This is a genomic window from Pseudomonas sp. S1_E05 (assembly GCF_056337105.1).
The window spans coordinates 3,781,883-3,795,750 of record NZ_JBFRHM010000001.1 but is presented as its reverse complement, the minus strand read 5'-3'; the positions used below and the strand labels follow the sequence as shown (position 1 = coordinate 3,795,750).

12 protein-coding genes are annotated in these 13,868 nt (G+C 60.2%); 7 read left to right on the top strand and 5 right to left on the bottom strand.

Annotated elements, in window-relative coordinates; translation table 11 throughout:
* Positions 1–6: 6 nt before the first annotated feature.
* Together AB4N33_RS17630 and algW are read right to left on the bottom strand one after the other, a co-directional pair.
* Entirely contained in the window at positions 7–2,112 is a 2,106-nt protein-coding gene (locus tag AB4N33_RS17630) for a TonB-dependent siderophore receptor (protein ID WP_476457881.1), read from the bottom strand.
* An 87-nt stretch (positions 2,113–2,199) separates the two neighbouring features.
* Positions 2,200–3,360: a Do family serine endopeptidase AlgW gene (gene algW, locus AB4N33_RS17625; RefSeq protein WP_460118061.1), complete on the bottom strand. Its 1,161-nt coding sequence runs from the start codon at positions 3,358–3,360 to the stop codon at positions 2,200–2,202.
* A gap of 102 nt (positions 3,361–3,462) precedes the next feature.
* Between algW and AB4N33_RS17620 the strand changes: the two genes are divergently transcribed.
* The 4 genes from AB4N33_RS17620 (at position 3,463) to cysN (ending at position 7,817) form a co-directional block, all read left to right on the top strand.
* A complete protein-coding gene (locus AB4N33_RS17620; RefSeq protein ID WP_460118058.1) occupies positions 3,463–4,221 on the top strand; it encodes a Nif3-like dinuclear metal center hexameric protein in 759 nt (252 codons plus the stop codon).
* A 280-nt stretch (positions 4,222–4,501) separates the two neighbouring features.
* Positions 4,502–5,419, top strand: coding sequence for a sulfate adenylyltransferase subunit CysD (gene cysD, locus AB4N33_RS17615; protein WP_093226702.1), 918 nt, complete (start codon positions 4,502–4,504; stop codon positions 5,417–5,419).
* 104 nt (positions 5,420–5,523) lie between these two features.
* A complete protein-coding gene (locus AB4N33_RS17610; protein WP_460118055.1) occupies positions 5,524–5,865 on the top strand; it encodes a four helix bundle protein in 342 nt (113 codons plus the stop codon).
* Positions 5,866–5,918: 53 nt separating this feature from the next.
* The gene (gene cysN, locus AB4N33_RS17605) at positions 5,919–7,817 is read left to right on the top strand and encodes a sulfate adenylyltransferase subunit CysN (RefSeq protein ID WP_476457880.1); all 1,899 of its coding nucleotides are present in this window, start codon (positions 5,919–5,921) and stop codon (positions 7,815–7,817) included.
* 203 nt (positions 7,818–8,020) lie between these two features.
* Here the strand turns inward: cysN and AB4N33_RS17600 are convergent, their stop codons facing one another.
* Genes AB4N33_RS17600 through AB4N33_RS17590 form a run of 3 tightly spaced genes read right to left on the bottom strand, consistent with a single transcriptional unit; the run spans position 8,021 to position 11,422 of the window.
* Positions 8,021–8,923 (bottom strand): acyltransferase, encoded by a 903-nt coding sequence (locus AB4N33_RS17600; RefSeq protein WP_460140268.1) that lies wholly within the window; start codon positions 8,921–8,923, stop codon positions 8,021–8,023.
* Positions 8,924–11,023, bottom strand: coding sequence for a phosphate acetyltransferase (gene pta, locus AB4N33_RS17595; protein WP_460118046.1), 2,100 nt, complete (start codon positions 11,021–11,023; stop codon positions 8,924–8,926).
* Between the two features lie 60 nt (positions 11,024–11,083).
* Complete coding sequence (locus AB4N33_RS17590) at positions 11,084–11,422, bottom strand: DUF3565 domain-containing protein (protein WP_460118043.1); 339 nt, start codon at positions 11,420–11,422, stop codon at positions 11,084–11,086.
* On the opposite strand from AB4N33_RS17590, the gene AB4N33_RS17585 reads away from it, so the two are divergent.
* From AB4N33_RS17585 to AB4N33_RS17575, 3 genes are all read left to right on the top strand, one after another.
* Positions 11,391–11,876 (top strand): FKBP-type peptidyl-prolyl cis-trans isomerase, encoded by a 486-nt coding sequence (locus AB4N33_RS17585; RefSeq protein ID WP_192309741.1) that lies wholly within the window; start codon positions 11,391–11,393, stop codon positions 11,874–11,876. The genes AB4N33_RS17590 and AB4N33_RS17585 overlap by 32 nt on opposite strands.
* A gap of 123 nt (positions 11,877–11,999) precedes the next feature.
* Complete coding sequence (locus AB4N33_RS17580) at positions 12,000–12,482, top strand: glutathione peroxidase (protein WP_460118038.1); 483 nt, start codon at positions 12,000–12,002, stop codon at positions 12,480–12,482.
* A 234-nt stretch (positions 12,483–12,716) separates the two neighbouring features.
* Entirely contained in the window at positions 12,717–13,820 is a 1,104-nt protein-coding gene (locus AB4N33_RS17575; protein WP_476457879.1) for an NADH:flavin oxidoreductase, read from the top strand.
* Positions 13,821–13,868: the final 48 nt, after the last annotated feature.

Sequence of the window (13,868 nt, the reverse complement as noted above, 5' to 3'; positions counted from 1 at the left end):
GTCCTTTTACAGGTTGAGTGTGAGGCTGACGGTGAAATTGCGCGGCTCGCCGGAGTTGACCCAGTAGTTGCTGTACGAGCGCTCGAAGTATTTCTCGTCGAAAAGGTTGTTCAGGTTCAGGCCGACGGTGACGTTGTCGCTGGCCTTGTAGTGCGCCAGCAGGTCGACGGTGTGATAGGCGGGCAGTTCGAAGTCACTGCCGGCCTCGCCCGAGCGATCCCCCACATAGGTGAACGCCACACCAACGTCCGAGCCGCGCAGGCGGCCGTCCTGGAATTCATAGACGCCCAACAGGCTGCCACTGCGTTTAGCCACGCCGAGGATGCGGCTGCCGGCGGGGATCACCGCGTCGCCTTGAGTGACTTGCGCGTCGATGTAAGCGAAGGCGCCGATGACACGGATGGCGTCGGTCACTTGCCCGCTCACTTGCCAATCAAAACCCTGGCTGCGGGCCTTGCCCATGGCGCGGCTGGTATCGGTGCCCGGGTCGAGGGCAAGAACGTTTTCCTTGTCGATGTGGAAGAAGGCGAGGGTGCTGCTCAGGCGGTCGTCGAACAGTTGATTCTTGATGCCGACTTCGTAGCCGACACCTTCCTCCGGGTCGAAGGATTTGCCATTGGCGTCCAGGCCATTGTTCGGTTTGAACGAGGTCGAGGCATTGGCGAACACGCCGGTTTGCGGGGTTAGCTGATAGAGCAAACCGGCGCGTTGGGTCAGGGCGTCATGGTGCTGGCGGCTGGTGGCCGCGCGGGTGTGGTCGTCGATGCGCTGGTCGAAATGCTCGAAGCGCGCGCCGAGCATGCCGCGCAATTTGTCGGTGAAGATGATCTGGTCCTGCAGGTTCAGTGCATGGCTTTGGACGTGTTCTAAAAAATCCGTCCCGGAACGCGCACCGTTGGGTTTCGGCTGGCCATGGATCGGATGATAGATGTCGATGGGGTAGGCCCCCCCAGCGATGGTGGTGACGCGTTCGTCCTTGCGGTAGTTCTCGTATTCGCTGCCGATCAACAGTTCGTGCTGCAAGTTGCCCAGGTCGAACAGGCCCCGCAGTTCGAGCTGGGTAATGCTGTCGTGCCATTTGTTGTCGCGCTCGCGGTAACGGCGATTGACCGTGTGGCCATCGGCGTTCAGTGCGCGTTGCTCGCTGGCGTTGCCCCAGAGTTTCCCTTCCTTGTAGTGGCTGGCCAGGCGCAGCTTCCAACGGTCGTTCAGGTGATGTTCGAGGGCGGCCTGAAGCATGGTGTTGTGGTTGTCGATGTCACCATCGTTGGGTTCGCCCAGGAAGGTCGAGCGCGAAACACCGTTCCAGCGATTGCCTGGCGCGACGATGCCACGGTCGAACGTCGAGCTGTGGCGCACGAATTCGCTTTCTACCAACAGGTTCGTGTCCGGGTTCAGTTGCCAACTGAAGGAGGGCGCGACAAACACTCGCTTGCTGGTGACGTGGTCGCGAAAGCTGTGGTTGTCTTCAACGGCAAGGTTGACCCGCGACAGCACGTTGCCCTGTTCGTCCAGCGGCGTGTTCACGTCCAGTGCGGTGCGATAGCGATCCCAACTGCCGGCGCTGGTTTGCAGGGTGGTGAAGGCTTCGGGCTGGGGCTTCTTGGTGACGATGTTCACCGTGCCGCCTGGATCGCCTCGGCCATACAGGCTGGCAGCCGGCCCCTTGAGCACTTCGATGCGCTCGATGTTGGCCACGTCCGGGGTGCTCGGGTAGCCGCGGTTGGCGCTGAAACCGTCCTTGTAAAACTCTGATGTCGTGAAGCCGCGCACGCTGTATTCGTACAGCGTCAATCCACCAAAATCGTTCTGCTTCGATACGCCACCCGCGAAATCCAGGGCGCGCTCGACGTTGCTGCTGCCCAGATCCTTGAGCACGCTTGCCGGCACCACGCTGATCGCCTGCGGGATGTCAGCGATTGCAGTGTCGGTTTTCGTGGCGCTGGACGAGCGTGTCGCACGATATCCCTTGACTGGCCCGGTGGGGGATTCGTAGTCGGACTTGATGCTGATGGCGTCGAGTTCCAGACGCAGGGGGTCTTCGGCGAAGGCAGGATCGGCCAGCAATCCAAGGGTCAGGCCCAGCAGCGAGGCCCTTTTTCGAGGCGACATGTTATGTTGTTCCAATTGCGAGAATTGAAACAATATAACATGCCTAATGAGAATGTCTTCCAGTAGCGCAAGATTCCTGCGCCTGGTTTAGTTCTCTTCTTTTTCCTTCACCGGTGCCGGTGGTGGGCGCAAGCCGATTTCCGCCGTGAGCTTGAGCTCCTTGCCATTGCGCATGACTTGGATCGTCACCTTGTCGGTCGGCTTGATTCGCGCCACCTGGTTCATCGAACGACGGCCATCGCCCGCGGGCTCGCCATCGATGGTCAGGATCACGTCACCCAGTTGCAGGCCCGCTTTCTGTGCCGGGCCATCGCGGAAAATCCCCGCGACCACAATGCCCGGACGTCCCGACAGGCCAAACGACTCCGCCAACTCCTGAGTCAGCGGCTGCACCTCGATCCCGAGCCAGCCACGGATCACCTGGCCGTGCTCGATGATCGACTTCATCACTTCCATCGCCAGTTTCACTGGGATCGCAAAGCCGATGCCTTGCGAGCCGCCGGACTTGGAGAAGATCGCGGTGTTGATGCCGGTCAGGTTGCCATTGGCGTCTACCAGTGCGCCGCCGGAGTTGCCCGGGTTGATCGCCGCATCGGTCTGGATGAAGTCTTCGTAATTGTTCAGGCCCAGCTGATTGCGGCCGGTGGCGCTGATGATGCCCATGGTCACGGTCTGGCCAACGCCGAACGGGTTGCCGATGGCCAGCGCGACGTCACCGATGCGAATGTTGTCGGAACGGCCGACGGTGATCGAAGGCAGGTTCTTCAAATCGATCTTGAGAACCGCGAGGTCGGTTTCCGGGTCGCTGCCGATGACGCGGGCCAGGGTTTCACGGCCATCCTTTAGGGCGACAACAATCTGGTCCGCGCCGCTGGTCACATGGTTGTTGGTCAGCAGATAGCCTTCCGGGCTCATGATCACGCCGGAGCCGAGGCTCGACTCCATACGCTTCTGCTTGGGTGAGTTGTCACCAAAAAAACGACGGAACTGCGGATCTTCGAACAACGGATGGTTTGGCCGGCTGACCACCTTGGTGGTGTACAGATTGACCACCGAGGGCGCCGCGATGGTCACCGCATCGGCGTAGGACACCGGGCCTTGTTGCACTGTGGTGGTTTGCGGGGCTTGCTGCAGGTTGACGTCGAGACTCGGAAGGCCGACCCACTCCGGGTAACGCTGGATAATCAACAGAGCGATAAGCACGCCGGCCAACAGCGGCCAGCCGGAAAAACGCAGCGCCTTGAGCATTAAGCACGTCCTGAGAGGTTGCAGGCAGCATGAGACCGCCGATAATGTCGCGCATTATACGAGGCCACGCGCGCCTCTGAACGGGATATTTAGGAGTCTTTTATGGCCGTCGCCCTGAGCACACTTGTAGAAGAAGCCGACCGTTACCTGAACAGCGCCAGGATCGCCGATTATTGCCCCAACGGCTTGCAGGTCGAAGGTCGCCCGCAGGTCATGCGTATCGTCAGTGGCGTCACCGCCAGTCAGGCGTTGCTGGACGCTGCCGTCGAAGCGCAGGCCGACCTGGTGCTGGTGCACCACGGGTATTTCTGGAAGGGTGAGAACCCGTGCATCACCGGCATGAAGCAGCGTCGGTTGAAAACCCTGCTCAAGCACGACATCAGCCTTCTGTCCTATCACCTGCCCCTGGACCTGCATCCGGAAGTCGGCAACAACGTGCAGTTGGCGCGGCAGCTGGACATCACCGTCGAAGGTCCGCTCGATCCGGACAACCTGAAAGTGGTGGGGCTGGTCGGCTCGCTCAATGAGCCAATGACAGCCAGGGATTTTGCCCGCCGCGTTCAGGAAGTCATGGGGCGCGAACCGTTGCTGATCGAAGGCAGCGAGATGATTCGCCGGGTGGGTTGGTGCACCGGCGGCGGTCAGGGCTACATCGATCAGGCGGTGCTGGCCGGTGTCGACCTGTACCTCAGTGGCGAGGCCTCGGAACAGACCTTCCACAGCGCCCGGGAGAACGGCATCAGCTTCATTGCCGCCGGCCACCACGCTACCGAGCGCTACGGCGTGCAAGCGCTGGGCGACTACCTGGCGCGACGCTTCGCGCTGGAACATATTTTCATCGATTGCCCGAATCCGATCTGACCCTGCTCGCCCCCACAGAAGATCAGGAAGGCAATGATCCCCCTGTAGGAGCGAGCTTGCTCGCGATGGCGGTGTGTCAGACGCTGATGAGGCTGGATGTGCCGGCCCCATCGCGAGCAAGCTCGCTCCTACAGGAATCGGTCCTTACTGCCCAAACGCAGGGGTATATTCATATACCCTTTCGATCTAGCGGGCGCCCTGATTAGAAGAGGTCGGTGTGCTAGGATTCCTCGCTCGAACACGGCCCGCTGGCCGTTCATAAAAGTTTTCGTGAGTAGCCATGGTCGACAAACTGACGCATCTGAAACAGCTGGAGGCGGAAAGCATCCACATCATCCGCGAGGTGGCCGCCGAGTTCGATAACCCGGTGATGCTTTACTCCATCGGTAAAGACTCCGCCGTGATGCTGCACCTGGCACGCAAGGCATTTTTCCCCGGCAAGCTGCCGTTCCCGGTGATGCACGTCGACACTCGCTGGAAATTCCAGGAGATGTACGCCTTCCGCGACAAAATGGTTGCGGACCTGGGCCTGGACCTGATCACCCACATCAACCCGGACGGCGTGGCGCAGAACATCAACCCGTTCACCCACGGCAGCGCCAAGCATACCGACATCATGAAGACCGAAGGCCTTAAACAGGCTTTGGACAAGCACGGTTTCGACGCCGCTTTCGGTGGTGCGCGCCGCGATGAAGAGAAGTCCCGCGCCAAGGAACGTGTCTACTCGTTCCGCGACAGCAAGCACCGCTGGGACCCGAAAAACCAGCGCCCGGAACTGTGGAACGTCTACAACGGCAAGGTCAACAAGGGCGAATCCATTCGTGTGTTCCCGTTGTCGAACTGGACCGAGCTGGACATCTGGCAGTACATCTACCTCGAAGGGATCCCGATCGTGCCGCTGTACTTCGCCGCCGAGCGTGAAGTCATCGAGAAGAACGGCACCCTGATCATGATCGACGACGAGCGCATCCTCGAGCACCTGAGCGATGAAGACAAAGCGCGTATCGTCAAAAAGAAAGTGCGATTCCGTACCCTTGGCTGCTACCCGTTGACGGGCGCGGTGGAGTCCGAGGCCGAAAGTCTGACGGACATCATTCAGGAAATGCTCCTGACGCGAACTTCCGAGCGCCAGGGCCGTGTCATCGACCATGATGGCGCAGGCTCGATGGAAGACAAAAAACGTCAAGGGTACTTTTAAGCTTCGAGTTACAAGCGGCAAGCTGCAAGTTAAAGGCGGTATGCGTAACTTCGCGGTTTGGTGCTTGCAGCCGGTTGTTGCGAGCCGCGATTGAGTGACTCGTAATGGACTTCGAGAAGTTGGTTGTTTGGCAGAGAAGCAAGTGTCTGGCAGTGGGGATCTACCGAGAGTTTGCCCAATGCGGGGATTTTGGTTTCAAGGATCAGATCACCCGCTCAGCACTTTCGGTACCCTCCAACATTGCTGAGGGGATGGAGCGTCGCAGCGCCAAAGAAAAGGTACGTTTTCTTTGGATCGCGAAGGCTTCTTGTGGAGAGTTACGAACCCAGATTCTCATCGGCAGCGACATTGCTTACATCGCCCATCCGCTGGCTGAAAACTGGATTACAGAAACCCGTGAGCTCTCAAAGATGCTCTGCGGCTTGATCAACAAAATTTCTGACTAGCTGTACGCCGACAAGCTTGCCGCTTGAAGCTTACAGCTTGGAGCTTGAACCCGATGAGCCATCAATCTGATTTGATCAGCGAGGACATCCTCGCCTACCTGGGCCAGCACGAACGTAAAGAGCTGCTGCGCTTTTTGACCTGCGGTAACGTCGATGACGGCAAGAGCACCCTGATCGGGCGCCTGCTGCATGACTCCAAGATGATCTACGAAGATCACCTGGAAGCGATCACCCGCGACTCGAAAAAAGTCGGCACCACCGGCGAAGACATCGACCTGGCGTTGCTGGTTGACGGTTTGCAGGCCGAGCGTGAGCAGGGCATCACTATCGATGTTGCCTACCGCTACTTCTCCACGGCCAAGCGCAAGTTCATCATTGCCGACACCCCGGGCCATGAGCAGTACACCCGCAACATGGCCACCGGTGCATCCACCTGTGACCTGGCGATCATCCTGGTTGACGCCCGCTACGGCGTGCAGACCCAGACGCGCCGACACAGCTTCATCGCCTCCTTGCTGGGCATCAAGCACATCGTCGTGGCCATCAACAAGATGGACCTCAAGGGGTTCGACCAGGACGTGTTCGAGGCGATCAAGGCCGATTACCTGAAGTTCGCCGAAGGCCTGAAACTGCAACCGACCAGCCTGCACTTCGTGCCGATGTCGGCCCTCAAGGGCGACAACGTGGTGAACAAGTCCGAGCGCTCGCCGTGGTACACCGGTCAGTCGCTGATGGAAATTCTCGAGACGGTGGAAGTAGCGGGCGATCGCAACTTCACCGACCTGCGTTTCCCGGTGCAGTACGTCAACCGTCCGAACCTGAACTTCCGTGGATTTGCCGGCACCCTGGCCAGCGGCATCGTCAAGAAAGGCGACGAAGTGGTGGTGCTGCCATCAGGCAAGAGCAGTCGCGTGAAATCCATCGTCACCTTTGAGGGTGAGCTGGAGCATGCAGGCCCGGGCCAGGCGGTTACGCTGACCATGGAAGATGAAATCGACATCTCCCGGGGCGACCTGTTGGTGCACGCCGACAACGTTCCGCCAGTGACCGACAGCTTCGAAGCGATGCTGGTGTGGATGGCTGAAGAGCCGATGCTGCCGGGCAAGAAATACGACATCAAGCGTGCCACCAGTTACGTGCCGGGCTCCATCGCCAGCATCGTCAACAAGGTCGACGTCAACACCCTGGAAGAAGGCCCGGCCAGCGCGCTGCAACTGAACGAAATCGGCAAGGTCAAGATCGCGCTCGACGCGCCGATTGCCCTCGACGGTTACGACAGCAACCGCACCACTGGCGCGTTTATCATCATCGATCGCTTGACCAACGGCACCGTTGGCGCGGGCATGATTGTCGCGCAGCCTTTGGCGCATGGCACCAGCACCCACCACGGCAAACTGGCTCACGTGGCTACTGAAGAGCGTGCCCAGCGCTTCGGCCAGCAGCCAGCCACCGTGCTGTTCAGCGGCCTGTCGGGCGCCGGCAAGAGCACCCTGGCGTATGCGGTTGAGCGCAAGCTGTTCGACCTCGGTCGTGCGGTGTTCGTGCTCGATGGCCAGAACCTGCGTCATGACCTGAACAAAGGGCTGCCGCAGGATCGCGCCGGACGTACCGAGAACTGGCGCCGTGCCGCGCATGTGGCGCGTCAGTTCAACGAGGCCGGCCTGTTGACCCTGGCGGCGTTTGTTGCACCGAGTGCCGAAGGTCGCGAACAGGCCAAGGACCTGATCGGCAAGGAACGCCTGCTGACGGTCTACGTCCAGGCCTCACCAGCCGTGTGCGCAGAGCGTGACCCGCAAGGCCTGTACGCGGCAGCCGGGGATAACATCCCGGGCGAATCCTTCCCGTACGACGTGCCGCTGGATGCTGATCTCGTGATCGACACCCAGTCCGTGTCGCTGGAAGAGGGCGTCAAGCAAGTGCTGGATCTGCTGCGCAAGCGTGGGGCGATCTAGGGCAGGGGCAGCGGCAAGCTTTCAGCTTCAAGCTGCAAGGAAAAGCCCGCGGACAGGTGAATGTCTGCGGGCTTTTTTGTTTCTGGTCGGGCCTCATCGCGACGGTGCGACGATTCGACAAGCCCGCTCCCACAGGGTATAGCGGTGTACACAAAACCTGTAGGAGCGGGCTTGCCCGCGATGGCGCCAGACCAGACAACCCATTACTGGGCTGGATACTCCCGATGCATCTGTTCCAGCAACGCATCCTTGTCCTGCCACAACTGGTTGATCCAGCCCTGGAATTGCAGACGGTACTCGCCGTCCTGGTCGTAGTTCTTGCCGATGAACTGCGGTGGAATGTTCAGCTCATGGAAGTGCACCACCACGTCCTTCACATTGCCACTGAGCAGGTCCCAGAACCCCGGACGCCCTCCCGGATAGTGGATGGTCACGTTAACGATCGATTCCAGTTGTTCGCCCATGGCATCCAGCACGAACGCAATGCCACCGGCCTTGGGTTTGAGCAGGTATTTGAAGGGCGACTGCTGCTGGGCGTGCTTGCCTTCGGTGAAGCGTGTGCCCTCGACGAAGTTGAAAATCCCCACTGGGTTGTTGCGAAATTTCGCGCAAGTTTTGCGGGTGGTTTCCAGGTCCTTGCCTTTCTTTTCCGGGTGCTTTTCCAGGTAAGCCTTGGAGTAGCGTTTCATGAACGGAAAGCCCAGCGTCCACCACGCCAGGCCAATGACCGGCACCCAGATCAATTCCTGCTTGAGAAAGAACTTCAGCGGTTGGATACGCCGGTTGAGCACGTATTGCAGGACCAGGATGTCGACCCAGCTCTGGTGGTTGCTGGTGATCAGGTATGAATGCTGGTAGTCGAGACCCTGCAGGCCGCTGACGTGCCAGCGGGTTCGACGGACCAGATTCATCCAGCCCTTGTTCAGGCTGATCCAGGCTTCGTGGGTGTGGCTCATCAGCCAACCGGCCAGGCGCTGGGTAAAGGCAAATGGCAAGACTTTGATCAATGCCACGCAGAACAGAAACGAGCAGAGCGCAATCGTGTTCAAAGCCAACAACAAACAAGCAATCACACCGCGTATCGGTGCAGGGAGAAAGTCCAGCATTTAAACATCCAGAGGTCGGTTGGCGGCTTGGATCGCCGTCAGGGCGATGGTGTACACGATGTCGTCAACCTGCGCACCGCGCGGCAGGTCGTTCACCGGTTTGCGCAGGCCTTGCAGCATCGGCCCGAGGCTGACGCAGTCGGCGCTGCGTTGCACCGCCTTGTGCGTGGTGTTGCCGGTATTGAGGTCGGGGAACACGAACACCGTGGCACGACCGGCCACCTGGCTGTTCGGCGCCAGTTGCCGGGCCACGGTCTCGTTGGCGGCGGCGTCGTATTGCAACGGGCCGTCGATCAGCAGCGAATGCTGTTGCTCGTGGGCGAGCAGGGTCGCCTCGCGCACTTTCTCCACCTCTTCGCCGGTGGCCGATTCGCCGCTGGAGTAGCTGATCATTGCCACGCGTGGGGTAATACCGAAGGCGGCTGCCGAGTCCGCGCTTTGCAGGGCAATTTCGGCCAACTCGCTGGCGCTCGGGTGCGGGTTCATCACGCAGTCGCCATAGACCAGCACTTCTTCGGGGAACAGCATGAAGAACACCGACGACACCAGGGTGCAGCCCGGCGCAGTCTTGATCAGTTGCAGGGCCGGGCGGATGGTATTGGCGGTGGAGTGTATGACCCCGGACACCAACCCATCGACTTCATCGAGCGCAAGCATCATGGTGCCGATCACCACCGGATCTTCCAGTTGCTGTTCGGCCATCGGGGCGTTGAGGCTTTTGCTCTTGCGCAGGGACACCATCGGTTCGACGTAGCGATCGCGGATCAGGTCCGGGTCGAGAATCTCCAGTCCCGGCGGCAGCTCGATGCCCTGCGCGCGAGCCACGGCTTCGACATCCGCAGGTTTGGCCAGCAACACGCAGCGAGCGATTCCACGCGCCTGACAGATCGCCGCCGCCTGCACGGTCAGCGGTTCGCTGCCTTCGGGCAGCACGATGCGCTTGTTGGCGCCCTGGGCGCGTTGGATCAGTTGATAACGGAACACGGCCGGCGACAGGCGCATTTCCCGTGGCGTGCCGCACCGCTGGTGCAGCCAGTTGGCGTCGAGATGGCCAGCGACGAAATCGGTGATGATTTCCGCACGTTCGCGGTCGTCGATCGGGATTTCCTTGTTGAGGCCGTTCAACAGGTTGGCTGTGTCGTAGGAACCGGTGCTGACCGACAGTACGGGTAGGCCGGCCTGCAACGCACCGCGACACAGCTCCATGATGCGCGGGTCGGGCAGGGTGTCGCTGGTCAGGAGCAGGCCCGCCAACGGCACGCCGTTAATGGCAGCGAGGCTGACGGCAAGGATGATGTCGTCGCGATCTCCGGGGGTCACCACCAACACGCCGGGCTTGAGCAGCTCCACGGTGTTGCGCATGGTGCGTGCGCAGATGATGATTTTGGTCATCCGCCGGGTTTCGTAATCGCCAGCATTGAGAATCTGCGCGCCCATCAGGTCGGCGACGTCGCGGGTGCGCGGCGCATTCAGTTCCGGCTGGTACGGGATGCAGCCAAGCAGGCGGAAATCACCGCTGCGCAGCAACGGCGAATGTTCCCTCAGGCGCGAGGCGAAGGCCTCCATGCTCTCATCGGTCTTGACCTTGTTGAGGATTACGCCGAGGACTTTCGGATCCTTCGGGCCGCCGAACAACTGCGCTTGCAATTCCACGCGGCCCGAGAGCTCGGTCAGCACTTCGTTTTCCGGTGCCGAGACCAGGATCACTTCGGCGTCGAGGCTCTTGGCCAGGTGCAGGTTGACCCGCGCAGCGTAGCTGGCGCTGCGGGTCGGCACCATGCCTTCGACGATCAGCACGTCCTTGCCGATGGCTGCCTGCTGGTACAGCGTGATGATTTCCTCGAGCAACTCATCGAGCTGCCCGTCGCCCAGCATGCGCTCGACATGGGCCAGGCCCAGGGGTTGCGGCGGTTTCAAACCGTGGGTGCGTGCCACCAGCTCGGTGGAGCGCTCAGGCCCGGTATCCCCCGGATGGGGTTGGGCGATCGGTTTGAAAAAGCCGACCTTGAGGCCGGCGCGCTCAAGGGTACGAACCAGCCCGAGGCTGATGGAGGTCAGGCCCACGCCAAAGTCGGTGGGCGCAATAAAAAAAGTTTGCATGCGAGTTCTCTAAGGGTGCATGGCAAAGGTGAGCGTCTATCGCTGACGATCGACCGGGATTCAGTCGCCAAGGTTATCGCTAACCGAGCCTTGAGCGCACCAACCGCATTCAAAGCGCTGGCCGATTTTTTCCGCCCGCTGCGCAGGGTCCAGCACCCAGGCCCGCGATTGCCACGGCGGCTGATGGCGCAGGTGCTGCGTATGGCCGCAGGACAGCTCGGCCACCCATTGTCCGTCTTCATCCTGATGAAAACCTGTGATCGTGGAGCCGTCTGTTGCGTTCCGTTTGTCCGGGTTGTGTTCGCTTTCGGACGATGGCTTCGCTAGACTTGGCCCTTCTATATTCTTCTGCAAAAGGTCTCGCCCCATGCTGATCGCCGCCAATAAGGCTGTCTCCATCGACTATACCCTGACCAACGACGCTGGTGAGGTCATCGACAGCTCCGCCGGCGGCGCACCGCTGGTTTACCTGCAAGGCGCAGGCAATATCATCCCTGGCCTGGAAAAAGCCCTGGAAGGCAAAGGCGTTGGCGAAGAGCTGACCGTAGCCGTTGAACCTGAAGATGCCTACGGCGAATACGCTGCCGAACTGGTCAGCACCCTGAGCCGCAGCATGTTCGAAGGCGTCGACGAGCTGGAAGTGGGCATGCAGTTCCACGCTTCCGCTCCGGATGGCCAGATGCAGATCGTCACCATCCGTGACCTGGACGGCGACGACGTCACCGTTGACGGCAACCACCCGCTGGCCGGTCAGCGCCTGAACTTCCAGGTCAAGATCGTTGCCATCCGTGACGCCAGCCAGGAAGAAATCGCTCATGGCCACGTCCATGGCGAAGGTGGCCATCACCACTGATTTTCTGCGCTAAGCTCAGAGAACTGGAGAGGCGCCCGAAGGGCGCCTTTTTAGTCCGCGGCTGTTCTTGGTGACATCGCCAAGAGGCTGTTTCGAGAAAAACACGGGAATCTGGAGTACGTCATGAGTGCTTTTCACGACCTGAAATTGACAGCCCTGAATGGTCAGGAACTTCCGCTGGCGCCTTTCAAGGGCAACGTCGTGCTGGTGGTCAACGTAGCCTCCAAATGTGGCTTGACCCCGCAATACGCCGCGCTGGAAAACCTCTATCAGCAATACAAGGGCAAGGGCTTCACCGTGCTGGGCTTGCCGTGCAACCAGTTTGCCGGGCAGGAGCCGGGCAGCGAACAGGAAATCCAGGATTTCTGCAGCCTCAACTACGGCGTGACTTTTCCGTTGTCCAGCAAGCTGGAAGTCAACGGCCATGAACGTCACCAGTTGTATCGCCTGCTGGCCGGCGAAGGCGCCGAGTTTCCCGGTGACATCACCTGGAACTTCGAAAAATTCCTGCTGGGCAAGGACGGCCGCGTCCTCGCACGTTTTTCGCCACGTACCGCGCCGGACGATCCTGCGGTCATCCAGGCTATCGAAAAAGCGCTGGGCTGAGCTGAACCTCTATCCCCTGTAGGAGCGAGCATGCTCGCGATGGAATAACGGACACCGTTGGGCATCAGACAGCCAACGTTATCGTTGACGACCATCGCGAGCATGCTCGCTCCTACAGGTTTCGTGAATCCTCACAAGTTTTAACCCTTAATCACGCAAATCAATAATCCTTCCCAGCGCTCGCAAGCCTCCATATTATACTCGTCATAAAGCCTATCCTCGTGGAGCGCACCGATGCCCGTTCAAGCCCTGTTCAAACCGTTCCACCTTGGCACCCTCGAACTGCCGACTCGCGTGGTCATGGCCCCAATGACACGTTCGTTCTCGCCCGGTGGCGTGCCCAATTCCAAGGTCATCGAATACTACCGTCGTCGCGCTGCGGCCGGCGTTGGCCTGATCATCACCGAGGGCACCACCGTCGGACACAAAGCGTCCAACGGATACCCGAACGTGCCGCATTTCTACGGTGAAGACGCCTTGGCCGGCTGGAAGAAAGTGGTCGACGCCGTGCATGCCGAGGGCGGCAAGATCGTTCCGCAACTGTGGCACGTCGGCAGTGTACGTCGCATCGGCACCGAACCGGATGCGAGCGTGCCGGGTTACGGTCCGTCGGAAAAATTGAAGGACGGCCAGGTCGTGGTTCACGGCATGAGCAAACAGGATATCCAGGACGTGATCGCCGCGTTCGCCCAGGCCGCCAAGGATGCCAAGAGCATCGGCATGGACGGCGTGGAAATCCACGGTGCCCACGGTTACCTGGTCGACCAGTTTTTCTGGGAAGGCAGCAACCAGCGCACCGACGAATACGGTGGCAGCTTGGCCAACCGTTCGCGTTTTGCCATCGAGTTGATTCAAGCGGTGCGCGCAGCGGTGGGTGAAGGTTTCCCGATCATCTTCCGTTTTTCCCAGTGGAAGCAGCAGGATTACACCGCGCGTCTGGTGCAAACCTCGCAGGCACTGGGCGAATTCCTCAAGCCGCTATCCGACGCTGGCGTGGACATTTTCCACTGCTCGACCCGCCGTTTCTGGGAGCCTGAGTTCGACGGTTCCGACCTGAACCTGGCCGGCTGGACGCGCAAACTCACCGGCAAGCCGACCATCACCGTGGGCAGCGTCGGCCTGGATGGCGAGTTCCTGCAATTCATGGTCAATACCGACAAGATTGCCCAGCCGGCCAGCCTTGAGAAACTGCTGGAACGGCTGAACAATGACGAGTTCGATCTCGTGGCAGTTGGGCGTGCCCTGCTGGTGGACCCGGACTGGGCGCAGAAAGTGCGTGACGGGCGCGAGGAAGATATCTTGCCGTTCAGCCGTGAGGCGTTGATGACGCTGGTTTAAGCGGCGCCTGTCAGGGCCGCCATCGCGGGCAAGCCCGCTCCTACAAGG

What these genes read in the sequence shown, in the direction of transcription:
- cysD (WP_093226702.1), top strand. Translation starts at nt 4,502, where the DNA reads ATGGTCGACAAACTGACGCATCTGAAACAGCTGGAGGCGGAAAGCATC.
- AB4N33_RS17575 (WP_476457879.1), top strand. Translation starts at nt 12,717, where the DNA reads ATGCCCGTTCAAGCCCTGTTCAAACCGTTCCACCTTGGCACCCTCGAA.
- AB4N33_RS17580 (WP_460118038.1), top strand. Translation starts at nt 12,000, where the DNA reads ATGAGTGCTTTTCACGACCTGAAATTGACAGCCCTGAATGGTCAGGAA.
- pta (WP_460118046.1), bottom strand. Translation starts at nt 11,023, where the DNA reads ATGCAAACTTTTTTTATTGCGCCCACCGACTTTGGCGTGGGCCTGACC.
- AB4N33_RS17630 (WP_476457881.1), bottom strand. Translation starts at nt 2,112, where the DNA reads ATGTCGCCTCGAAAAAGGGCCTCGCTGCTGGGCCTGACCCTTGGATTG.
- cysN (WP_476457880.1), top strand. Translation starts at nt 5,919, where the DNA reads ATGAGCCATCAATCTGATTTGATCAGCGAGGACATCCTCGCCTACCTG.
- AB4N33_RS17610 (WP_460118055.1), top strand. Translation starts at nt 5,524, where the DNA reads ATGGACTTCGAGAAGTTGGTTGTTTGGCAGAGAAGCAAGTGTCTGGCA.
- AB4N33_RS17600 (WP_460140268.1), bottom strand. Translation starts at nt 8,923, where the DNA reads ATGCTGGACTTTCTCCCTGCACCGATACGCGGTGTGATTGCTTGTTTG.
- AB4N33_RS17590 (WP_460118043.1), bottom strand. Translation starts at nt 11,422, where the DNA reads ATGGAGACAGCCTTATTGGCGGCGATCAGCATGGGGCGAGACCTTTTG.
- algW (WP_460118061.1), bottom strand. Translation starts at nt 3,360, where the DNA reads ATGCTCAAGGCGCTGCGTTTTTCCGGCTGGCCGCTGTTGGCCGGCGTG.
- AB4N33_RS17585 (WP_192309741.1), top strand. Translation starts at nt 11,391, where the DNA reads ATGCTGATCGCCGCCAATAAGGCTGTCTCCATCGACTATACCCTGACC.
- AB4N33_RS17620 (WP_460118058.1), top strand. Translation starts at nt 3,463, where the DNA reads ATGGCCGTCGCCCTGAGCACACTTGTAGAAGAAGCCGACCGTTACCTG.